The organism is Paenibacillus sp. J22P218 (genome assembly GCF_056269195.1).
Genome location: NZ_JBWDNL010000003.1, coordinates 777799 through 799046, shown reverse-complemented (window position 1 = coordinate 799046; position 21248 = coordinate 777799). Strand labels below are relative to the sequence as shown.

The 21248-nt window shown below is 52.1% G+C and carries 20 protein-coding genes, 6 tRNA genes and 1 rRNA gene; 20 read left to right on the top strand and 7 right to left on the bottom strand.

Annotation, left to right across the window (positions count from 1 at the left end):
• The 7 genes from AC0YN0_RS18210 to AC0YN0_RS18180 all read left to right on the top strand — a co-directional run.
• Nucleotides 1–108, top strand: a 23S ribosomal RNA gene (locus AC0YN0_RS18210); the annotation flags it as partial.
• Nucleotides 109–322: 214 nt separating this feature from the next.
• A tRNA-Met gene (locus AC0YN0_RS18205) sits at nt 323–399 on the top strand.
• A 30-nt stretch (nt 400–429) separates the two neighbouring features.
• Nucleotides 430–505: transfer RNA gene (locus AC0YN0_RS18200), tRNA-Val, on the top strand.
• A 9-nt stretch (nt 506–514) separates the two neighbouring features.
• Nucleotides 515–591: transfer RNA gene (locus tag AC0YN0_RS18195), tRNA-Asp, on the top strand.
• An 18-nt stretch (nt 592–609) separates the two neighbouring features.
• Nucleotides 610–685, top strand: a tRNA-Phe gene (locus tag AC0YN0_RS18190).
• 41 nt (nt 686–726) lie between these two features.
• A tRNA-Tyr gene (locus AC0YN0_RS18185) sits at nt 727–810 on the top strand.
• Between the two features lie 13 nt (nt 811–823).
• Nucleotides 824–899 (top strand) — tRNA-Lys (locus tag AC0YN0_RS18180).
• Between the two features lie 58 nt (nt 900–957).
• On the opposite strand, the gene AC0YN0_RS18175 is transcribed toward AC0YN0_RS18180, so the two are convergent.
• From AC0YN0_RS18175 to AC0YN0_RS18145, 7 genes are read right to left on the bottom strand one after another with little or no spacing between them, the layout of a single operon-like run.
• A complete protein-coding gene (locus tag AC0YN0_RS18175; RefSeq protein WP_475822503.1) occupies nt 958–2169 on the bottom strand; it encodes an amidase in 1212 nt (403 codons plus the stop codon).
• A gap of 34 nt (nt 2170–2203) precedes the next feature.
• Nucleotides 2204–3211 (bottom strand): amidohydrolase family protein, encoded by a 1008-nt coding sequence (locus AC0YN0_RS18170; protein ID WP_475822502.1) that lies wholly within the window; start codon nt 3209–3211, stop codon nt 2204–2206.
• Between the two features lie 36 nt (nt 3212–3247).
• Nucleotides 3248–4279 carry a ring-opening amidohydrolase gene (locus AC0YN0_RS18165; RefSeq protein WP_475822501.1) on the bottom strand — a complete coding sequence of 344 codons (1032 nt, stop codon included), beginning with the start codon at nt 4277–4279 and terminating at the stop codon, nt 3248–3250.
• Between the two features lie 2 nt (nt 4280–4281).
• Complete coding sequence (locus AC0YN0_RS18160) at nt 4282–4917, bottom strand: cysteine hydrolase family protein (RefSeq protein ID WP_475822500.1); 636 nt, start codon at nt 4915–4917, stop codon at nt 4282–4284.
• Nucleotides 4918–4920: 3 nt separating this feature from the next.
• Nucleotides 4921–5718 (bottom strand): ABC transporter ATP-binding protein, encoded by a 798-nt coding sequence (locus AC0YN0_RS18155; RefSeq protein ID WP_475822499.1) that lies wholly within the window; start codon nt 5716–5718, stop codon nt 4921–4923.
• A gap of 3 nt (nt 5719–5721) precedes the next feature.
• The gene (locus tag AC0YN0_RS18150) at nt 5722–6492 is read right to left on the bottom strand and encodes an ABC transporter permease (protein ID WP_475822498.1); all 771 of its coding nucleotides are present in this window, start codon (nt 6490–6492) and stop codon (nt 5722–5724) included.
• 33 nt (nt 6493–6525) lie between these two features.
• A complete protein-coding gene (locus tag AC0YN0_RS18145; protein ID WP_475822497.1) occupies nt 6526–7596 on the bottom strand; it encodes an ABC transporter substrate-binding protein in 1071 nt (356 codons plus the stop codon).
• 277 nt (nt 7597–7873) lie between these two features.
• Here AC0YN0_RS18145 and AC0YN0_RS18140 point away from each other — a divergent pair, with 277 nt between their 5' ends.
• The 13 genes from AC0YN0_RS18140 to hisH all read left to right on the top strand — a co-directional run bounded on the left by AC0YN0_RS18140 (nt 7874) and on the right by hisH (nt 21224).
• Nucleotides 7874–9526 (top strand): PucR family transcriptional regulator, encoded by a 1653-nt coding sequence (locus AC0YN0_RS18140; RefSeq protein WP_475822496.1) that lies wholly within the window; start codon nt 7874–7876, stop codon nt 9524–9526.
• 71 nt (nt 9527–9597) lie between these two features.
• Entirely contained in the window at nt 9598–10545 is a 948-nt protein-coding gene (locus AC0YN0_RS18135; protein WP_475822495.1) for an MraY family glycosyltransferase, read from the top strand.
• Between the two features lie 91 nt (nt 10546–10636).
• The gene (locus AC0YN0_RS18130) at nt 10637–11782 is read left to right on the top strand and encodes a PucR family transcriptional regulator (RefSeq protein ID WP_475822494.1); all 1146 of its coding nucleotides are present in this window, start codon (nt 10637–10639) and stop codon (nt 11780–11782) included.
• 89 nt (nt 11783–11871) lie between these two features.
• Nucleotides 11872–12993, top strand: a complete 1122-nt coding sequence (locus tag AC0YN0_RS18125) for an ABC transporter ATP-binding protein (protein WP_442051552.1) — start codon at nt 11872–11874, stop codon at nt 12991–12993.
• A 208-nt stretch (nt 12994–13201) separates the two neighbouring features.
• A complete protein-coding gene (hprK, locus tag AC0YN0_RS18120; protein ID WP_475822493.1) occupies nt 13202–14140 on the top strand; it encodes an HPr(Ser) kinase/phosphatase in 939 nt (312 codons plus the stop codon).
• A 27-nt stretch (nt 14141–14167) separates the two neighbouring features.
• Nucleotides 14168–15175 carry a prolipoprotein diacylglyceryl transferase gene (lgt, locus tag AC0YN0_RS18115; protein WP_475822492.1) on the top strand — a complete coding sequence of 336 codons (1008 nt, stop codon included), beginning with the start codon at nt 14168–14170 and terminating at the stop codon, nt 15173–15175.
• A 59-nt stretch (nt 15176–15234) separates the two neighbouring features.
• The gene (gene ppaX, locus AC0YN0_RS18110) at nt 15235–15906 is read left to right on the top strand and encodes a pyrophosphatase PpaX (protein ID WP_475822491.1); all 672 of its coding nucleotides are present in this window, start codon (nt 15235–15237) and stop codon (nt 15904–15906) included.
• Nucleotides 15893–16420, top strand: coding sequence for an acyltransferase (locus AC0YN0_RS18105; protein WP_475822490.1), 528 nt, complete (start codon nt 15893–15895; stop codon nt 16418–16420). Before ppaX ends, AC0YN0_RS18105 begins: the two co-directional genes overlap by 14 nt.
• 231 nt (nt 16421–16651) lie before the next feature.
• Nucleotides 16652–17878, top strand: coding sequence for an ATP phosphoribosyltransferase regulatory subunit (locus tag AC0YN0_RS18100; protein WP_475822489.1), 1227 nt, complete (start codon nt 16652–16654; stop codon nt 17876–17878).
• Nucleotides 17875–18519, top strand: a complete 645-nt coding sequence (gene hisG, locus AC0YN0_RS18095; RefSeq protein WP_442051559.1) for an ATP phosphoribosyltransferase — start codon at nt 17875–17877, stop codon at nt 18517–18519. Before AC0YN0_RS18100 ends, hisG begins: the two co-directional genes overlap by 4 nt.
• Nucleotides 18520–18609: 90 nt before the next feature.
• Nucleotides 18610–19899: a histidinol dehydrogenase gene (gene hisD / locus AC0YN0_RS18090; protein WP_475822488.1), complete on the top strand. Its 1290-nt coding sequence runs from the start codon at nt 18610–18612 to the stop codon at nt 19897–19899.
• Between the two features lie 95 nt (nt 19900–19994).
• Nucleotides 19995–20594, top strand: a complete 600-nt coding sequence (gene hisB, locus AC0YN0_RS18085) for an imidazoleglycerol-phosphate dehydratase HisB (protein ID WP_337104375.1) — start codon at nt 19995–19997, stop codon at nt 20592–20594.
• Nucleotides 20595–21224, top strand: coding sequence for an imidazole glycerol phosphate synthase subunit HisH (gene hisH / locus AC0YN0_RS18080; RefSeq protein WP_337104374.1), 630 nt, complete (start codon nt 20595–20597; stop codon nt 21222–21224).
• Nucleotides 21225–21248 lie beyond the last annotated feature (24 nt).

Here is a 21248-nt window from a genome sequence, read left to right as displayed (position 1 = left end):
TTTCCCAGTATGTAAGACCCCTTGAAGACGACGAGGTTGATAGGTTCGGGGTGGAAGCACAGCAATGTGTGTAGCTGACGAATACTAATCGGTCGAGGGCTTATCCTAAAAGGCTTATATGGTCCATACAACCTATAGGCAACAGCTAAAGTTCAGCAGCAACATTCTTTCGTATCCAGTTTTCAGGGCGCAATGCCTGTTGTGTCAAGCTGACTAGTGCGGCTTATACGGCATCATTGTAAAGGCGTTTGGCGACGCCATTACCTGACCTTGTGAACGTCCCCGAACGTTCAGAAGAGACAAGCATTCGGGGGACAAGCGTGGCGGTGTAGCTCAGCTGGCTAGAGCGTACGGTTCATACCCGTGAGGTCGGGGGTTCGATCCCCTTCGCCGCTACCATTACCTTTCTTTACTTGCAACGCCTATTGTGGAGGATTAGCTCAGCTGGGAGAGCATCTGCCTTACAAGCAGAGGGTCGGCGGTTCGATCCCGTCATCCTCCACCATCTAAACTCGGAGCTGTGGTGTAGAGGCCTAACATGCCTGCCTGTCACGCAGGAGACCGCGGGTTCGAATCCCGTCAGCTCCGCCATTTTTTTCTTTAAAGTAAGGCTCGGTAGCTCAGTCGGTAGAGCAGAGGACTGAAAATCCTCGTGTCGGCGGTTCGATTCCGTCCCGAGCCACCACTTTATTTTTTTCTGCTTTTGGCAGACAGAAATAATATTGTGGAGGATTAGCGAAGTGGCCAAACGCGGGAGACTGTAAATCTCTTCCTCACGGTTCGGTGGTTCGAATCCATCATCCTCCACCATTTCCTACATCAAGAGCCATTAGCTCAGTTGGTAGAGCACCTGACTTTTAATCAGGGTGTCGAAGGTTCGAGTCCTTCATGGCTCACCATTTTTACCCAAAACAACAAACGCAACCGGAGATCTAAGATCTCCGGTTTTTTGTGTGTTTATTTAACTGTTCTAGAACTGGAGGTTGAATGGAACAATGGCAACTGGTGTTGAATTTCATTTATCCAGGATAAAAGCTTCAGATCTTGCCCTCTTCCCGCAATAATGGAAAGTCCGATCGGTGGGCCGAAGGCTGATGCTATCGGAATAGAGAGCTGAGGCAAGCCCGTTAGTCCGGCAATGGAAGTGAGCTGCAGTGTACGAAGACGCCAGTCGGCAACTTCCGCGTCCGATGCATTCAGTAAAGGAGCAAGTCCTGGCGTTGTAGGGATGATTAGCACCCCGTCGTCGCCAAGCTTCTCTACCAAAGCGGAAGCAAGTGCTCCGCGCAAAAATGTATGCAGTTCATACTCTTCAGTATTCAAGCTTGCAGCCCATGCGAATCGCTCAGTGGTAGCTTTACCGAAGGTGGGTTTCTCATTCTGGATCCACTCACCGTGCGTGCTCCATATTTCAATACCTTGCAGCTTGCGGAATAAGTTCATCCATTCAACAAGGCCATCACGCGAGACACGTACGTTATCATAATGTTGGATTAGTCCGGTAAGCAAAGAGATAGTCGGTTTCAAGTCCTCCCGCATATGCTTATCCGCAAGGGACCAAGCATCTTGCTCCATATAGAGATGCTTAAAACCATTATGGTTACCCGTGTCGAGCAGAAGCGCAGAGCCGACTTGAAGCATTGTAGCGGCATCTGCGGCAAACCAGCCTACCGTATCGAAACTCGGCGCAAGCGGAATGACGCCGTCCATCGATACGGCGCCATGCGTGGGACGAAAACCGAATATGCCGCAATGGGAGGAAGGGACTCGGATAGAGCCCCCTGTATCTGTTCCAAGCGCAAAGTCGGATAGTCCGGCAGCGACGGCTACGGCAGAGCCGGAGGACGAGCCGCCGGGTATTCGGTCAGGCGTTGCCGGGTTAACCGGTGTGCCATAGTGGTCATTCTGACCGCTAAGACTGAACATGAGCTCGTCGGTATGGGTTGTACCTTCTAAGCGTGCGCCATGAGAAAGCAGCGTATCAATAACGGAGGCGTTTTGGCCGGATGGACTATGCGTACGCAGCCAATCCGGATTTCCGGCTCCCGATTTTTCTCCTCGTATAGCGAATATATCTTTCACAGCGAAAGTACGGCCCAGCAAGTGGCCAGAGTTCGACGGTTCAAGAAAGAGTTCTTGGTCGACGTAAGCGCCGAAATGTTTGATCAACAGAAGCCCTCCCTTATTATGAATGAATGAAGCATTATGACGGCAATGGTAAATGGGTGAGCAAGTAGCGACTATCTTTCGTCGTGAAACGGTAACGATCCTGTGCCAACTGGCTTACGAGTACGGCGGATTCGGCATTAAACGGCATTTGGGAAATAATGCGCAGCAGCATATCCATTTCCCGCGGCTCGTAGAAACGCTGAATATAAGCAAGCAGCTGGGCATATTGCAGCATATTGCCGCTCCCCATCGGATTGAAGAAGTCGCTCATGTTATCGCTCCCCATGCCGATACGCACACCGGCATGGGTTAGCTGCTTAACGCGCGTTATGGCTCGAGTAGCGATTGCGGTCGGGCATACCGTAACATGCAGACCAGCTTCTGCGGTGAGAGCGATAGCTTGCTCGGCAAGCTCATCCGATACGTTAGCGAGCGAGTTGCAGTGGATTGCATAGGTTTTGCCGCTCCAGCCTCTGGCTTTTACTTGCTCGGCTAAGTAAGGGAGCAGAAAATGCTCCGGCTTGCCGCTTTCGTCGGTATGAAATTCAACCCAAGGCGCATTGCCTTTTTCCGCCAGTTCGAAAATACGATTGATATGACTGCGTCCATCCTGATCGGACAACGTATGGCCGCCAATGCCGATGCGACTATCCATCGTAAGTGCTTCTGTCAACAAACCGGCGGAATCCGGATAACGATCAAAGCCCTCTTGGTTAAAGGCGGTGATATCGATTATGATATCGTTCTTGTAATGCTCTCTAAGCTCCAGTAACGCTTCTATGCCCTGCAGCCCGACAAGAGGGTCGACGTCTACATGGGTTCGAACATAAGCCGTCCCATAGGAGAGAAGCTGTTGCAGCGCTTGCTCAGCTCGGCTGTAAATGTCTTGCTTCGTAAAGGACGACTTCGCATCCCTCGTCCAGCCTGCCCGTATAGCTACCGGTTCGTCCTTATAGGATCTTTCAGGTACAAGCATCCCTTTATCCAGGTGGGCATGCTCGTTCATAAAACCAGGTATGGTCCATTGTATTGATTGTGTCATGGTCATTGTTATCCTCCTATCCACGTTGCAGAGTAACTATGCTCGAACAACGGCTGCTATCAGATTGGCTCCTTGCGGACCTTGATGCTCCGAGCCAGCCGAGCAAAGGATGGAAGCATCGCCAACGAAACTGCCCACGACTGCGTTTGCAATCGATTTGGCTAAGATGCCGGCATGCATGCTAAGCGCATCGGAATGCATCGTATGCCGCCTGCCTCTAATGTGCGGAAGCGCGTCCGAACCCGCATTGACGAATAGCTGAACGAAGCGAGCGCGGTCTCCTTCGGACAATGTTGGAGCAGCCGAGATGTTCAAGCTCTCGAACGTAGCGAGCAAGCCGTTCAAATCGAAGGCATCCTTCATAACTCCGGAGCCTACGATAAGCGGGCTTTCTGAGTGAGCGGCATTGCCCATGACAATTACTCGTACCGCATATTGCTCGTTGCCTGCGGAAACCGAGGTTTTGACCGAATACAAGGAATGATCGCCGTTAATGCTGGCTTCGGAGATGAGCTCGCGCTTCACTTCCCTCAGCGCGACAGCCGAGCCAAGAGCAGATGCAGCTTTCGACCTTGTTCCGCCGATGCCCCATGGACACTTAATCTCTACGCAATGAACGTCATCGAGCGCTAACGAACCCGCGTCGGCAATTGCAGCGAGCACGGTCTCGCGCGTTAGATCGACTTGCGCTTGCGTACCGATTTCTTCCGCTAACAATGGGCGGCTGGATGCAACACCGAACACGAATCGTTTCTCTTCCGTAGTAACTGCAGATTCTCCCGACCGTTTAACGAACAACGTATAATGCGGGCTCATCAGTCCGCCTGTCTTTCCGATCATCATCATCGGGATGCGTTCGAATATTTCCTCATGCGTCCATCCTAGGTAACGCGACAGCAATACTTGAAACGCTAGCGTCGAGTATCCGCGGGAATAACCGTCACCCTCCGTTTGGGCGATAATGCCTTTAATCTCTTCTGCTTGTAATGCACCCGATTCCAGCAAAGCTTCAAGCCTGCTTACATCACCGGGGTGATCCATCGATAATTTGATCAAATCGCAATACATAGTTAGTTCTCCTCCAATAGCTTTATAAAGTTGTCCGAAGTGGTAACAAATCCAAAATGGCGTTCGATATTGTTCAAGCTTGGTTCGTAAGCATCCTTATAAGCGCATGCCGTAGCATCTCGTATGACGATGACATGATATCCGAGCAAATGCGCATCGCGAACCGTCGATTCGACGCATGTATTCGTATTAATGCCTGTAAAAATCAAAGTCTGAATCGATTGCTGCTGCAGCCTCTCATGTAAATCCGTGCCGACAAAAGCGCTGTAGCGATGCTTCCAAAACACGGTATGTTCATCACCAGGTGTTAGAGGCTCATAAAATTCGCTGCCCCATGTGCCGGTTCGGCAAGTATCGGGATGGTTGGAGGCTCTGCGGCGCTGCACCCAGGCATTGTCGCCGTCATTAGCTTCGTTATGCGACATTCCGATCATCCAGACGGGAATTCCCGCCTGATTGGCAACGCCTCGCAGATGATCGATGACGGGAACGGCCAGGTGATAATCCTCGACCGAGTACCCTCCCTTAGCGAAAGCGCCGTTCTCGTGGACGAAATCATTTTGCATATCGATAATAAATAATGCGGTTGGAAGTTCCATTACGCTCGCAATGGTGTAAGGCTTATTCGTCGATAGCAAGAGCTACACCTCCGTCAGTACGCCTTGCGACTTGAAGACGCCACGAATGTCTTGGACATGGGCCATGAATTCCGGATCAAGCCTCGTATTAATGGAACGCGGACGCGGAAGCCCGATCGAGATGTCGCGAACGACTTCGCCGGGACGCGGCGACATGACGAATACGCGGTCGGAGAGAAACACAGCTTCCTCGATGCTGTGGGTGATGAATACGACCGTAAACTTGAACTTGTTGTACAGCTTCAGCAGGTCGTACATCATTTGCTCGCGGGTTAGTGCGTCGAGTGCGCCGAAAGGTTCATCCATCATGAGCAGCGACGGGTTCTGGATGAGCGCCCGGCAGATGGAAACGCGCTGCCGCATTCCGCCGGACAGTTCGAACGGGTATTTGTCCGCGAAGCCTTCGAGCCCGACCATGCTGAGCAACTCTAATGCTGCGTCGCGGTTCGTGCCTCGTCCGCCGCGATCGAACCAAGTAATGCCATGCATATCGAACGGGAGCAAAATATTGCCGAGTACCGTCCGCCACTCCAGCAGCACATCCTTCTGAAACACGACGGCGTTGCCGGCTTGAGGGCCGTTCATCGGTGTGTCGTTCAACAAAATGCCGCCGCTGGTCGGCTTATCCAGACCGGCGATGAGGTTCATGAGGGTAGACTTGCCGCAGCCGCTTGGGCCGACCACCGAAATGAAGGAAGATGGCTCGATATCGAGCGTAACCTCCTTCAGCGCTTGCACGTTGCCGCTCCTTGTCTTGAACGTTTTCTCTACACGGTCGAGCGTGATTTTTTTGCCTGACATGGGCTACGCCTCCTTTCTAGTTGCCTGGTACCATGGCATGCACCATCTCTCGAGCAAGCCGACGATGCAGTACAAGCCGATACCCATAATGGCAAGAGCGAATATGACGCAAAATTCCATCGTGACGTCGAGCTTGGAGTTGGCGGTAAGCTGCAAATAACCAAGTCCTTTCTCTGATGCGACGAACTCGGCGACGACCGCGCCTACAACGGCCAGCGTGATGCCGACCTTCAGTCCGCCAAAGATGCTCGGGAGCGCCTTTGGGAGACGGAAGTAGGCGAACGTCTGAAACGTGCTTGCCCGCATCGATTTGGCCAAATGAAGCATATCCTTCTCCATCGACTTCATGCCGACGACCGTATTGATGATGATCGGAAAGAAGGAGATCAGGAAAGCGATCAGCACTTTGGTCAGCGTGCCGAAGCCGAACCAGAGAATGAGCAGTGGAGCGAGCGATACCATTGGTACGCAATGAATACCGATCAAGATCGGGAAAAACGATTGAGAGAAGTAGTTCGAATAAACGATGATGATAGCGATCGGAATACCGATGACGACGGCCATGGCGAATCCGAGCAGAATTTCGCCGAGCGTCACGCCCCCGTGCCTTACAAGAACATCGAAGTCCACGAAGAAGCGGTGAAAAATTTGCGTTGGCCGCGGCATTAAATATTCGGGAACCGAGAATAGCAAGCAAACGATTTCCCAAAGTGCAAACAATCCGATGAGTGTGGCAACAACCGATGCGGCGCGGCCGAGTTTAGCATAGTTCATAGTTCTGGTTACCTCCTCGTGCTAGCCTGGCGATTAAGGCTGCGGGGAATATTCATTCGTGAAGTACTCTGCTGCCGGCAACTGTTTCTTGATCAAGCCGCTTTCGAACAGAACGCTCGACGTGTGCGTAATATTTTCCTCGCTGACCCAACCGAAAGGTTTGCCCTCCAGTACTGCCAGTTCGCCGGTGCGCTGAATCTGCATAACCGTAAGCTCTTCGTCCACTGTATCCGGGAACAGCTTCATGGCAATGGCCGCCGCTTCCTCGGGATTGTCGATCGTATACTTGAAGCCTTCATTCACTGCGGCGAGGAAGCGCTTCGCCGTATTCGGGTTGTCGGCCAAAAATTTATTGTTCGCGGCAAGCGTAAGTCCGGCTACGTCAAAGCCGTAATCGGCCAAGTACATCGGCTGTAGCTCTATGCCAAGCTTCTTATTGAACATCGGGAACTCATTCGTGGAAAATACCGCTACCGCATCAACCTCTTTGTTCAAAAATGCCGTGTTGCGCGCGCCGGTTTCCATTTTGACAAGCTTAACCTTGCTGCCGTCCACCTTGTTATGCTCGATGAATTTGTCGTAGAGCGACGTGAAGGTGGAGGAAATAGACGAAGCAATCGATTTGCCTTCGAGATCGGCAGGTGTTTTGATCGGGTTATCGGGATAGGACAATAAGATGATTGGCGAGCGCGACATATAGGAAGCGATGATCTTCACCGGCATGCCCTGTTCGATGCCCTGCATCGGTTCGGCTGTCGACATGACGCCGATGTCTTCTTTATTTTGCGAAAGCACCTGAAGCGTCTGTACCGAGCTTGTGCCTTCTAGCACTTCGACGTCGAGACCGTACTTTTCGAAAATGCCTTTTTCCTTCGTGACGAAGAAAGGAGCGAACTCGCCTTTGAACTTCCAGTTCAAGCGGAGCGTTACTTTCGTTTTCTCCGGTGCGCCTATCGTAATGCCGTTCTCGTCTGCAGAAACTTCGGCTGCAGCTGGGTTAGTTGCCGCAGGCTTCGGCTCATTGCCGGAATTGCCTCCGCATGCCGTTGCAACAAGCATTAGTGCTAGAAGCGGGAGTGCCAATTTAGAAGTCCATCGTCTCATCGTTAATCCCTCCAAATAAATTGTTAGTTTACATCACTTCATATGTGATGTTTATCTATGAGAATCATGTTACTATAGGCGAAATAGCGTAGCTATGTATAAAGTGCACATTATCGAACGATTGAAACTATTCAAAATGAACATCTCGGTTTGTGAATAGGTGAATGCAGGCACTAGTTTGCTATATGAATGTTAAATATACTAACATTAATGATGTGAATGGTTGATCAGTCTTAGGAAGCTTGATTACAGCCTATTGAAGAGGATGTGAAGTCAGATGGCTCGTACGATGCAATTCATTGTCAAGCTTCCCGTCATGGGAAGTTCGAGACTCATGGGAGGCGCTGGCGGCCTCGGCCGCTCCATCGATTCCGTCAATATTATGGATTCGCCCGATATCGCCAACTGGGTAAGGCCGAATCAATTACTGCTCACGACGGCCTATCATTATAAAGACAATCCGGAGGATATGGTGTCGCTCGTACAGCGTCTGCATCAGAGCAATTGCGCCGGTCTGGCCATTAAGATGAAAAGATATATCCTAGCCATTCCCGACATCGTCGTGCAGGAAGCGGATCGTCTTCGCTTTCCGCTTATCGGCCTGCCGCCGACGATGTTGCTGGGCGACGTGCTAAACGAAATTCTGGAGCATCTGCTGAACGAGAAGCAGGTGGATCTGCAGAAGTCGTTCGATTTGCATCGCAAGTTCACGCAGCTGTTCCTTCAAGGAGCGGACTTGTCGGATATCGCACAGACGCTTGTGGCGATCATTAAGAAGCCGATTCTCATATTGAACGAACATGGCGATCCGGCAGGGATATCGGATGCCATCCGGAAGCGATTAGGCGATCCCGAATTTATGCTATCGATCAAAAAAATGCTTTACGCGGCCGACCTGTCCGTCGATAAGCTGTCCACTCTTACGCTGGGCAATGACGAGGTCATTCGGATTTATCCCGTATCGGTGTCAGGGGTTCTCAAAGGATACTTATGCATGCTGGATAAGGAGTCATCCAGTGATGTTTCACTTATGCCGCTGGAGCAAGCGGCTCATATTATCGCTTACGAGCATATGCGCCAAGAAGCGCTTGCGTTAGGCGAGAGAAGGCTGCGGCAGCAATTCGTTGCCGATATGTTGGACAACAAGCTGTCTAAGGAAGAGATATTGGTTCGAGGCAAAAAGTACGGGATGCCGCAGGAGGGGGGCTACCTGGTATGTGTCTGCAAGTCCGATCCGCTACCAGAGGGCCGGTTGCCCTCTAAGCTGGAACAGTCCTCGGAGCGGGAGAAGCGCAGGGGGGAGATCGAGAAGTACTGGGAAGCGAGAGCCATTCAAGCAATCACAGAGCTGAAGGGCGATGACGTCGTCAGTCTGCTCATGCTGCCGGCACAGCCTTTCTCGGCCGTGCAGGAGAAGGAGTGGGTGGCGGTGCTTGCGGAATTGCAGGAACAGATTGCTAAAGGAAACGACCCAAGAAGCTGGAGCTGTTCGTTCGGCGTGAGCAATTATACAGGCCAGTCCGACAAGATCGCCGCTGCTTACCGAGAAGCGGAGCAGGCGCTTGCAAGCGGTTATGCTATGCGAAGCCGCAGGTTCATCCTGACTTACCGAACTCAACAGGTGCAGGAGCTTATCCAGTCTGTACCGGGCACGAAGCTGAACGACTTCTACCTTTCATCTCTTGGCGAGCTCGTAACGGTAAAGTCAGGGGAGCATGAAGACCTGCTAAGGACGATGGATATTTATTTAAATTATAACTGCTCCGTTGCCGATACGGCGAAGCTGCTGTACATTCACCGCAATACGGTGCTGAACCGGATTAGCCGCTGTGAAGCGCTGCTTCATGTATCCATGAAGGATGTCCATGACACGCTGAAGCTTAGAATCGCCCTTCTTATTCATCAATCGCGGATTTCGGAGAAGGAATAATAATCGCATCTTTTATTTTTGCCTCACTGGGGAACAATGGTACAAAAGCTTCTTCCGGAGGGGTTATCGACATGATGTATGGATTAGCGGCATTAATTAGCTTCGCGATCGTTTTTGTTACAATACCGCCGCTTAGGAAGCTCGCGCTTAGACTTGGCTTCGTAGATCGTCCAACGACGCGCAAAATACACCGAAAGCCGATTCCCCTTATGGGTGGGGCGGCTATTTTTGCTGGCTGCGTGGCGACAATGGTGCTGTTCGTCGGATTCACGCCGCTAAGCTGGACGATCATTATCGGAGGCTTCGTGCTCGTCGCTATCGGTCTGCTCGATGATGCATGGAAAGCGAAAGGCCGCGAATTCCCGGTATGGCCGCGCGTAATCATTTATTTGGCTGCGGCGTCTGTACCATCGATTTTTCACATCCAAATGGCAGGCATCGCAAGTCCGATCAACGGCTATTTCTATTCTTTCGACGGTTGGTTCTCATGGCTGGCGACGACGCTATGGGTGTTCGCTCTCATTAATATGATTAACTTCATCGATGGGGTGGATGGGCTTGCGTCAGGCGTTTGCACGCTTTCGTCATTAACATTGCTCGCGGCAGCGCTTATGACGGGGAGACCCGATGCGGCGATGCTCGCCGTTATCGCTGCGGGAGTGTCCATCGGTTTCCTGATTCACAACTTCTATCCGGCGCGTATCTTTATGGGCGATGCGGGAGCGACCTTTCTCGGATATACGCTTGCAGTCATTGCAGTAGATGGCACATTGAAGCGAGCGACATTCATATCGATGCTTGTACCGTTGCTTGCACTAGGACTGCCAATCCTCGACACGTCCTTTGTGATGCTGCGCCGACTTATGAGCGGCAAGGGGCTTCATCATGCGGACAAGCTGCATACGCATCATACATTAATGAAGTGGGGACTGAATCAAGTCCAAACGGTATCGTTCCTATACTTGATTTCAGCGCTTTTCGCTCTGATGTCAATCATCCTTTTGCTCGCTATTGGCTGAACTTGTTTTGCCATTATGGTACAATGACGTTAAAAAGGCGTTTCGATAGCCGTAGAGCGGCATTAGCCGAGGAGATTGGAGAAGAGCAAAAATGAGCACGACAGATTGGTTGAAACCACTGCAGCACATTTTAAATTGTCCGATTCATGTACATACGATTTCTGTTACGGAATGGGTGGAAGTGGTCAAGGCTGCTGATGCGCTTTGGCCGGATGAGCTTAATGCTCAACATCCAGTGGAGGGGCAGCGTGTCGAGAAGCACAATAAGCTGCATTTCGTTGCTGCGTTGTCCGATCATTCCGTCGAGCTGCTCGAGATTGAACCTACCGGGATCAGTCAAGCTGAGAAGGAACTGATTAGCTGGACGCTTCAGCTTGTGCGCGGTGGAGAGGCCGATTCCAAGAAAGCTTTATCCGTCTCTGAGTCCGAGCGGAATGCGCTCAAGCTAAGTGAGTGGATTCAACAGCAGCTTGAGGAGACCGAGCCGGCATATTCGTTGCCGGATCATCTCGTTGTCGGCAGCCGCCTCTTTAATGAAATGATTCCGTTTCTACTCGTAACCGAGCAATCGAATACGAAGCTAACGACGTTCACTGAGCTTGAGAAGCTGCTTCGTTCCTTTTTATCAGACGACGTACTGCTTATTCCGTTGAAAACCCAGGAATGGCTCATATGGGGGCCGATCTCGCTTCTGCGCGACGAGGATTCAGAATCTTTCGACGAGAATGAAGAGGAGACGTTAGAGGACAGCCTGGAGTCGATCTGTTCGGGGCTGCACGAGATGCTTGCCAGCGAGTGGATCGGGGAGTGTCATCTGGCGGTGGCGCAGCCCGCGACGCCGGCCAAGGGTATCGTCGAGACGACGATCCTGCTTCGCGAGACGATTAATCTCGGCCGCAAGTTCCATGTAGGAACGAATATTCATATGCCTTGGATGCTGCAGCTGGAGCGATTGCTTAACGCTATTCCTGAAACTCAGCGGGCGAAGTATTTGGAGCAATCGCTGAAACGGGCCGATATGTTCGTCGAACCCGAGATGCTAAGCACGCTGGAGACGTTCTTCACACTGGACTGCAATGTGAGCGAGACAGCCAAGAAGCTGTACATTCACCGCAATACGCTGCTGTATCGGCTGGATAAGCTGAAGCAGGAGACAGGGCTTGATGTTCGCCAATTTCGCGATGCCGTTCTCGTCAAAATCATATTGCTATTGTACAAAGTTACGAAAAGGAATTAATTTTTTTGTAGAGTATGTGCATAGTCACAAACGCTTACATCGGATAAGATAAGTGCATAACGAAATTTCTTTCTAGGGGGAAACTTATCATGGCAGGCGTACGTTTAGAGAATATCTACAAGAAATACCCGGGTACCGACAAAGCATCGGTTACTGACGTTAACTTAGACATCAAGGACAAAGAGTTCCTCGTATTGGTAGGACCGTCCGGTTGCGGTAAATCGACTACTCTTCGTATGATCGCTGGCTTGGAAGAAATTTCTGAAGGCAAATTGTTCATCGGCGACCGTCTTGTAAACGACGTAGCTCCTAAAGACCGCGACATCGCGATGGTATTCCAATCCTACGCGTTGTACCCGCACATGAACGTTTACCAAAACATGGCGTTCGGCCTTAAACTTCGTAAATTCAAAAAAGCAGACATCGACAAACGCGTTCGTGAAGCTGCTAAAATTCTTGATATTGAGCATTTGCTCGACCGTAAACCAAAAGCTCTTTCCGGTGGTCAACGTCAACGTGTCGCTTTGGGACGCGCAATCGTACGTGAACCGCAAGTATTCTTGATGGATGAGCCGCTTTCCAACTTGGACGCGAAACTTCGTGGACAAATGCGCGCTGAAATCAGCAAACTGACTAAGCGTCTTGAAACAACTACAATCTATGTAACGCATGACCAAATCGAAGCAATGACGATGGGCGACCGTATCGTTGTTATGAAGGACGGTTTCATTCAACAAACCGATTCCCCTGAACAACTTTACAACCACCCTGTTAATATCTTCGTAGCTGGCTTTATCGGCGCTCCTTCGATGAACTTCATCAGCGGAACGTTGTCTGAGCAAGGCGGAACTGTTAAATTCAAAGCTGCTGGCGTGGATGTTGTTGTTCCTGAAGGCAAATCCGCAGCCCTTCGCTCGAAAGGCTACATCGGCAAAGAAGTTATTCTTGGCATTCGTCCAGAAGACCTTCACGAAGAGCCTGTGTTCTTGGAAGCTTCCCCGAACACAATCGTAAATGCAAACATTGAGGTTGCTGAAAACCTTGGTCACGAAATGTACCTGTACCTGAACGGTATCGGCACTGATACAGTTATCGCTCGCGTAGACGGACGTTCCGGCCTTCGTGACGGCGCAAGCGTTAAGCTTGCTCTTGACATGAACAAAGTTCATCTGTTCGACAAAGAGTCCGAATTGAACATTTTCGAAGTTTAATACTTCGATCTAACGAGAGTTGCCTGGATGTATCCAGGCAACTCTTTTTTGTTTATACATGAAAACCGTTTTTGGCGCTTGCGTGTCTAATCAGTATGGATGTCAGCGCTGAAACGTTGCGTTCGGCGTCTTTTTCCTTTACGATGAAGACATTGGAAACATACTTACATATCAGCTTGCTGCAGTTGTCATAAGAGGAGGCCATACGATGGCGAAAAAAGTAAAGGTGTCTGAGCTAGTCCAGCAATTTCAGCTCGAAATCGTCGCTGGAGAAGATGGGCTGAAGCGAGCAATTACGGTTGATGATCTGTACCGACCAGGCCTGGAAATGGCCGGCTATTTTCATTATTATCCGAGCGAGCGCGTGCAATTGCTTGGACGGACGGAAATATCGTTCCTTAGCACGCTGGAGAGCGATGAACGCAAAGATCGTATGGCGTGGCTATGTAACGAGGAGACACCTTGTATTATTTTGACAAGAGGACTTGAAGCGCCTGAGGAGCTGGTGCAGCAATCGAATGAATCGAAGATTCCGGTGCTGCGCAGCAATGTGGCAACAACGATTTTGTCGAGCCGGATTACGGACTTCCTGGAGAAAAAGCTTGCGCCGACAGCGACGATTCATGGCGTTCTTGTTGATGTCTATGGCGTAGGCATGCTTATTACCGGAGGAAGCGGCATCGGTAAGAGCGAGACTGCTCTAGAGCTTGTTAAGCGCGGACATCGGCTTGTAGCCGACGATGCGGTCGAGATTCGGCAGACGTCCGACGGTCAGCTGCATGGCAGCGCGCCGGAGCTTATTCGCCACTTGCTTGAAATTCGCGGACTAGGCATCATCAACGTGATGACGCTGTTCGGGGCGGGCGCGGTAAGAACGCAGAAGCGGATTGGCCTTGTCATTAAGCTTGAGAATTGGCAGCAGGATAAACAATATGATCGTCTTGGACTTGATGAAGAAACGACGCGCATTATCGATACGGATATTCCGCTCGTAACGGTTCCCGTTCGTCCGGGCCGTAACTTAGCGGTCATTATCGAGGTGGCGGCAATGAACTTCCGTTTGAAACGGATGGGTTATAATGCGGCGCTGCAATTCACGAACAAGCTGACCGAAACGATCGCGGACGATATGGACGATTACGATTGATATTGATAACAAAGGAGATAAGCGTGAATGGAGACTTTGCTCATTAACCCGATTGCGTTCTCGATCGGCACTATATCGGTTCATTGGTACGGCATTATTCTGGGCACGGCGGCTTTGGTCGGCCTGCTGCTCGCGGTACAAGAAGGCAAGCGATTCGGCATTAAGCCGGATTTCTTCATGGATCTGCTGCTGCTTGGCGTTCCATCGGCAATTATCGGAGCGCGGATTTATTATGTGGCGTTTACATGGGATGATTATAAGGATAATTTCCTTGATGTGTTCAAAATATGGGAAGGCGGCATCGCTATCTACGGTGCGCTTATAGGCGCGTTCATTTGCGGATATTTTTATTTCCGCGCGAAGGGTTACAACTTCTTGCGGATCGTTGATATTTGCGTACCGTCGCTGCTGGCGGGTCAAATGATCGGACGCTGGGGCAACTTCATGAATCAGGAAGCGTATGGCGGACCGGTTGAAGAGAGCTTCCTGCGGGAGACGCTTCATATCCCTGCATTTATAGTGAACCAAATGAATGTTGATGGCGTATTCCATCATCCGGCGTTTCTTTATGAATCGCTTTGGAGTTTGGTCGGTATCGCAATCCTGTTCATTTTGCGCCGTCAAAGCTTCCTTCGTTCCGGCGAATTGATGGCAGCCTATTTCATCTGGTACTCCATCGGCCGCTTCTTTATTGAGGCGCTCCGTACGGACAGCTTGGGCTTCGCTGGTCCGAAATGGTTGGCATCGTTCATCGATGCGTTATGGTCGCCAATGACCGTAGTATTCGAGGAAGGTTATTTGGACCCGGCTTACGGCAATATTAGAATATCGCAGGCTCTTGCTCTGCTTCTGATCGTGGCCGCGATCATCTTCGTTATTGTTCGCCGCAGATCGGGACTTGCCATTGCCAGTTATTCCGATCCGATCGTATCGAGCAAGCCGGAGAAGGTTGCTCAGGTGAATGATGGCAAGTCGTCTGCCGCAGGGGCGGAAGGCGATAGCGGAATTTCTGGAGCTAAAGGAAAAGAAGAATAGAAGCAGGCCGGCTGTTAGATGCTGGATGTCTGCGAAAGCGGTTTGGGAGGATTGGATAGATGACAGGCAATACACGTACGATGCTATTCGATCTGGACGGCACGATTCTAGACACTAATGAGCTTATTATACGGTCGTTCGTGGAGGCGCTTAAGGGCGTGGCAGTAGAAGGCTTCGGTAGAGAGCATATTATTCCGACGATGGGTGAACCGCTGATTGACCAATTGAGGCGATTCTCCGGCCTTGAGGAAGTATCGCATCTTGTCGATGCTTATCGCGAGATTAACCTTAGGCTGCACGACGATCTTGTTAAACCGTTTGAATACGTAGTCGAAGTATTGCGCAATCTTCATGGAAAAGGGATTCAGATCGGCGTTGTCACGACGAAAATGCGTCTTACAACGGAGAAGGGGCTTAAGTTCGTTGGCATAGACGAATACGTCGATGCCGTCATTACGATTGACGATGTGAAGAATCCGAAGCCGCATCCTGAGCCGGTCAACAAGGCGATTGCGCTGCTTGGCGCCGATCCCGCGACAACGATGATGGTTGGCGACAGCGTCGTCGACATAAAATCTGCGGTAGCGGCTGGCACGGTAGCAGTTGGCGTCGCGTGGTCGCTGAAGGGTGAGAAGCTGCTTAGCGAAGCAGGAGCGCATCATATCATTCATGATATGCGCGATTTGTACGCATTCGTCGGAATGGAGAGCGAGCCGTTTGCGAAACGTTGACCGATACCCGGTCGAAGGGCCGAACGCTCTTTGGCAGGTGTACAAGACGGTAAGCCGCTTGAAGGCGGTACGCAACTTTATATTTATCCAGCTGGCGCGTTATTGTCCAAGCTTGCCGCTCAAAAACTTCATATATCGGCGTGTGCTGGGCATGAAGGTGGGAAAGAAGACGGCCTTCGCCCTTATGGTGATGGTCGACGTATTTTTCCCCGAGCGAATCAAGGTCGGCGACAATTCGATTATTGGGTATAATACAACGATATTGACCCATGAGTATCTGATCAGGGAGTATCGTATTGGCGATGTCGTGATCGGCTCGAACGTGATGATCGGCGCGAATACGACGATATTGCCGGGTGTTGCGATCGGCGATGGCGCGGTGGTGGCAGCAGGATCGCTCGTTCATAAGGATGTGCCGGCAGGAAGCTTCGTCGGCGGCAATCCGATGCGGGAGATTAAGCGAAGCGTTGTCCAGCCCGATATCGCCGACCCTGCGAAGCATATTATTCATTAGCTAGCCGTCTATTGAGCAATGAAAATAGCGTGAGGAACAGCCCCAGGCGGACGAATCCAATTCGTTCGCAGGGGCTTCCTTGTTGTTATAGCTCAGAGTAGGGGAGGGGCTTTTACTGGCTTGACGGAGCGGCGTTTTTCATGCTAATATTACGACTAATATCTTTAATTTGTTAGAATGGTAACATGGTAATGCTGTAATACACTAAAGCGACCGAAGGTGAGAACGGAAATGTCCAAACCAAAAGTATTTGAGAAGCCGATAGGCGTGAAAGATTATTTGCCGGGAGCGGTGGCGAAGCTTCGCCATATTGAGCGCCAGGTGCTCGCCTGCATGCAAGGCTGGGGCTATGAGCAAATTATGACTCCCACGATGGAATATTACGATACAGTAGGCGTTGCCAGCTCGACGTCCGACCAAAAGCTGTTCAAGCTGCTTAACAATCGCGGAACGACGCTTGTGCTGCGCTCCGATATGACGTCGCCGATTGCGCGTGTAGTGGCATCGTTATTGAAGGATGCCGATTTCCCGCTGCGATTGTCGTACCACTCTAATGTATTCCGTGCGATCGAAGAGGAAGCAGGCCGCGAGGCGGAGTTTTTCCAGACGGGCGTGGAATTGGTTGGCGATTCGTCTGCCGAGGCGGACGCTGAGGTCGTAGCGCTTGCTATTGCGTCGTTGAAAGCGGCCGGCGTAGAACGCTTCAAGATTGCCATTGGCCACGTCGGCTTCTTGAATGGTCTATTCGAGGAGACGCTGGCAGGCCGCGAGGAAGCGCAGGAGCAGCTTAAAGCTTGCTTGCTCGGACGCGATTATGTGGGCTACCGCGAGCAATTGCGCAAGCTTGCGCTTGACGAGCCGGTACAGCGCGAGCTGGAGGGCATCCTTAGGCTGCGAGGCGGACAGGAAATATGCGATCAGGCGCTGCAGCTTAGCGGCAATGAGAAGGCGCGCGAGTCGATCAGCCATCTGTGCGAAATTTGGGATGTGTTGAAGGCATATGGCGTATGCGAGCATGTGCTTATAGATCTCACAATGATTGGAGATTTCTCTTATTACACAGGCATGACCTTCGAGGGATATGCAGCCGATCTCGGATTCCCGGTAGCGAGCGGCGGCCGTTACGACAATCTGCTGTCGCAGTTCGGGCGCAAGGCGCCGGCTACGGGCTTCGCGCTGAAGACGACGCGCATTCTAGAGCTGCTCGGCAACGAGGCGGATGAAGCGGTGGAGAGAACGCTGATCGTCTATGATGCGGTGGGGCGCACGGAGGCGCTGGCAAAGGCGCAGAAGCTGCGCGGCGAGGGCGTTAAGGTTGTGACGGAGCGATTGGCTGATGGAGATCATTCGTACGCAAAAGTAAGACTTCCTTCACAATTACACGATAGATTTACGTTCAAGGGTAATGAATATACGGATTACATCGAATTCATTCAGAAAGGGGGCAGCGCCACATGAGCGGAGACAACAAGCAAATATTGAAAGTGGCGATGCCGAAGGGCCGCATCTACAAGCAGGCTTCCAAGCTGTTCCGTGAAGCGGGCTTGCCGATCCCAAGCGACTTCGACGACACGCGCAAGCTCATTATTGAGCTGCCGGAAGCAAAGATGGAGTTCATTATGGCGAAGCCGGTCGATGTGCCGACTTACGTAGAATATGGCGTAGCCGATATCGGCATTGTCGGCAAGGACGTATTGATGGAAGAGAACAAGGATGTCTACGAGTTGCTCGATCTTGGCATTGCGAAATGCCGGATGTCGGTCATCGGCTTGCCGGATTGGAAGCCGACGATTAATCCGCGTGTCGCGACGAAGTATCCGAACGTAGCATCGGCTTACTTCCGCGAGCTTGGTCAACAGGTTGAGGTCATTAAGCTGAACGGCTCGATTGAGCTAGCGCCGCTGATCGGCCTTGCCGATCGGATCGTCGATATGGTGGAAACGGGACAGACGCTGCGCGAGAACGGACTGGTGGAGATGGAATCGATCTTCGGCATTACAAGCCGCTTGATCGCCAACCGGGTCAGCTATCGGATGAAGAACGACAGTATTCAGAACCTATGCGATCTGTTGCAGGAGACGCTTGCGGCGAAGGCTTAATAAAGGCGAGAGTGCGATAGAGAAGCTTTCGGTACAGGATGGTTTAGGCAAGAGAGCGATAGAGAACGTGTGAGGGAAGGAGCGCTACGTATGCGCATTATGAGAGCGGAGCAGTTTGGGTTGAAGCGCGAGGTCGAGTATGGCTCGCCCGAGCAGAACGAGGTCGTTCGGACCATCGTAGAGGCGGTCCGAACGGAAGGAGACGCGGCGCTGCTCAGGTACACGGAGCAGCTTGACCGCGTGAAGCTGGATGCGGCGTCGCTTCGCGTGACGCAGCAGGAGATTGAGGCGGCGTATGATAAGGTCGACGCCGCGTTCCTCACGGCCATCCGCGAGGCGGCCGTGAACATCAGGGTTTTCCACGAGAAGCAGAAGCGCACCTCGTGGATGGATCTGCAGCCGGACGGGACGCTGCTCGGGCAAATTCTGCGACCGCTGAAGCGGGTCGGCGTATACGTGCCCGGTGGGAAGGCGGCTTATCCGTCGTCCGTGCTCATGAACGTCATTCCGGCACAAGTAGCCGGCGTGCCGGAGATCGTGATGGTAACGCCGCCGGCCACTGGCGGCAAGGCAGGCATCGACCCGTATATTCTCGTTGCCGCCGCGGAATCGGGCGTCAAGGAGATGTACCGGGTCGGAGGCGCTCAAGCCATTGCCGCGCTTGCGTACGGCACGGCTTCGATTGCCCCGGTCGATAAAATATGCGGACCGGGCAACATCTACGTGGCGCTGGCGAAGCGCGCCGTATTCGGCGCCGTCGATATCGACAGCATCGCCGGCCCAAGCGAAATCGTCGTCCTTGCCGATGACACGGCGGACTCATCTTACGTCGCTGCCGACCTGCTGTCGCAGGCGGAGCACGACGAGATGTCGTCGGCGATCCTTATTACGCCATCGACGAAGCTGGCCGAGGCTGTCGCCGCTGAAGTCGAGCGCCAGCTCTCCACGCTGCCGCGCGAGGCGATCGCGCGCAGCTCGGTAGACAACTACGGCGCAGCGCTGCTCGTCGACTCGCTGAAGGACGGCATCGACGTCGTCAATCAGCTGGCGCCTGAGCACCTGGAAGTGCTGACGGCCGATCCGATGAGCCTGCTCGGCCTTATTGAGAACGCGGGCGCGATCTTCCTCGGCCCGTACAGCTCGGAGCCGGTCGGCGATTATTTCGCCGGACCGAATCACATCATTCCGACGAACGGCACAGCGCGTTTCTCCTCGCCGGTCAATGTTGACGACTTCCTTAAGAAGTCGAGCTTGATCTACTACAGCAAGGAAGCGCTAATGGCCAATGGCGACAAGATTATCACCCTTGCGCGCCACGAAGGATTAGAAGGACATGCTCGCGCGATCGAGATCCGTTTGGAGAAGGAACGCGGGCTTTAATAGATTAGATTCTAGGAACTAAATCATGCTGCTCAGGAGCAAAACGCCCCAAGCACTAGATCATTAACCAACATAAAAGGAAAGTAGGAATTACAATGGCGGATACTAGAGTGCGTGAGGCGTCGGTCGAGCGCAAAACAAATGAAACGGATATTAAGCTGTCTTTCGCGGTGGACGGCACTGGCGAGACGAAGCTCGAAACGGATGTGCCTTTCCTGAACCATATGCTTGACCTGTTCACGAAGCACGGACAATTCAACCTGCAAGTCGAGGCGCGCGGCGACATCGACATTGACGATCACCACACCGTTGAAGACATCGGCATCTGCCTCGGGCAGACGCTTCGCGAAGCATTGGGCGACAAACGCGGCATTAAACGTTATGCCAGCGTATTCGTTCCGATGGATGAGGCGCTAGCGCAAGTCATTGTCGACGTCAGCAACCGTCCGCACTTTGAATATCGCGCGGAATATCCTTCGGCGCAGGTCGGAAGCTTCTCTACTGAGCTCGTTCACGAGTTCCTGTGGAAGCTGGCGCTTGAATCGCGCATTACGCTGCACGTTATCGTTCACTACGGCAAAAACACGCATCACATGATCGAAGCGGTATTCAAAGCGCTTGGCCGTGCGATCGACGAAGCGACGAGCATTGATCCTCGCGTACAAGGAGTGCCTTCAACGAAGGGAGTGCTGTAAATGATTGCGATTATAGATTATGGCATGGGCAACCTGCATAGCGTGAGCAAAGCGGTTGAACGGCTAGGGTTCGAAGCGGTCATTACCGCTGATCCGCAGCGCATTCTAGAGGCGGACGGCGCGATATTGCCGGGCGTTGGCGCATTCGGCGACGCGATGCAGAATCTGCGCAACACGAAGCTGGATGAGGTGGCGAAGTTCTACGCCGCTTCCGGCAAGCCGATGCTGGGCATCTGCCTCGGCATGCAGCTTCTGTTCAGCGAGAGCGAGGAATACGGCCGGAACGAAGGGTTGAACCTGCTACCGGGTAAGGTTATCCGCTTCCAAGGCGACTACAAAGTGCCGCATATGGGCTGGAACAAGCTGTCGTTCTTGCAAAAGCAATCGCCGCTGTTCGAAGGACTGGAAGAGGGACATGTGTATTTCGTTCACTCCTTCCATGCAAAGCCGGAGCTGGCGAGCGACCTGCTTGCAACGACGGATTACAATCAGCAAGTGACGGCAATCGTCGGACGCGGCAACGTGTACGGGATGCAGTTCCACCCGGAGAAGAGCGGCGATCTCGGCATGAAGCTGCTCGGCAACTTCTTGGCGCTGACTGGCAGCCCGCAGCTGCAGCAGCAAGCGTAACGATGATATAGCGATAGAAGGCCC

What these genes read in the sequence shown, in the direction of transcription:
- AC0YN0_RS18170 (WP_475822502.1), bottom strand. Translation starts at nt 3,211, where the DNA reads ATGACACAATCAATACAATGGACCATACCTGGTTTTATGAACGAGCAT.
- AC0YN0_RS18165 (WP_475822501.1), bottom strand. Translation starts at nt 4,279, where the DNA reads ATGTATTGCGATTTGATCAAATTATCGATGGATCACCCCGGTGATGTA.
- AC0YN0_RS18155 (WP_475822499.1), bottom strand. Translation starts at nt 5,718, where the DNA reads ATGTCAGGCAAAAAAATCACGCTCGACCGTGTAGAGAAAACGTTCAAG.
- AC0YN0_RS18150 (WP_475822498.1), bottom strand. Translation starts at nt 6,492, where the DNA reads ATGAACTATGCTAAACTCGGCCGCGCCGCATCGGTTGTTGCCACACTC.
- AC0YN0_RS18145 (WP_475822497.1), bottom strand. Translation starts at nt 7,596, where the DNA reads ATGAGACGATGGACTTCTAAATTGGCACTCCCGCTTCTAGCACTAATG.
- AC0YN0_RS18140 (WP_475822496.1), top strand. Translation starts at nt 7,874, where the DNA reads ATGGCTCGTACGATGCAATTCATTGTCAAGCTTCCCGTCATGGGAAGT.
- AC0YN0_RS18135 (WP_475822495.1), top strand. Translation starts at nt 9,598, where the DNA reads ATGATGTATGGATTAGCGGCATTAATTAGCTTCGCGATCGTTTTTGTT.
- AC0YN0_RS18130 (WP_475822494.1), top strand. Translation starts at nt 10,637, where the DNA reads ATGAGCACGACAGATTGGTTGAAACCACTGCAGCACATTTTAAATTGT.
- AC0YN0_RS18125 (WP_442051552.1), top strand. Translation starts at nt 11,872, where the DNA reads ATGGCAGGCGTACGTTTAGAGAATATCTACAAGAAATACCCGGGTACC.
- hprK (WP_475822493.1), top strand. Translation starts at nt 13,202, where the DNA reads ATGGCGAAAAAAGTAAAGGTGTCTGAGCTAGTCCAGCAATTTCAGCTC.
- lgt (WP_475822492.1), top strand. Translation starts at nt 14,168, where the DNA reads ATGGAGACTTTGCTCATTAACCCGATTGCGTTCTCGATCGGCACTATA.
- ppaX (WP_475822491.1), top strand. Translation starts at nt 15,235, where the DNA reads ATGACAGGCAATACACGTACGATGCTATTCGATCTGGACGGCACGATT.
- AC0YN0_RS18100 (WP_475822489.1), top strand. Translation starts at nt 16,652, where the DNA reads ATGTCCAAACCAAAAGTATTTGAGAAGCCGATAGGCGTGAAAGATTAT.
- hisG (WP_442051559.1), top strand. Translation starts at nt 17,875, where the DNA reads ATGAGCGGAGACAACAAGCAAATATTGAAAGTGGCGATGCCGAAGGGC.
- hisD (WP_475822488.1), top strand. Translation starts at nt 18,610, where the DNA reads ATGCGCATTATGAGAGCGGAGCAGTTTGGGTTGAAGCGCGAGGTCGAG.
- hisB (WP_337104375.1), top strand. Translation starts at nt 19,995, where the DNA reads ATGGCGGATACTAGAGTGCGTGAGGCGTCGGTCGAGCGCAAAACAAAT.
- hisH (WP_337104374.1), top strand. Translation starts at nt 20,595, where the DNA reads ATGATTGCGATTATAGATTATGGCATGGGCAACCTGCATAGCGTGAGC.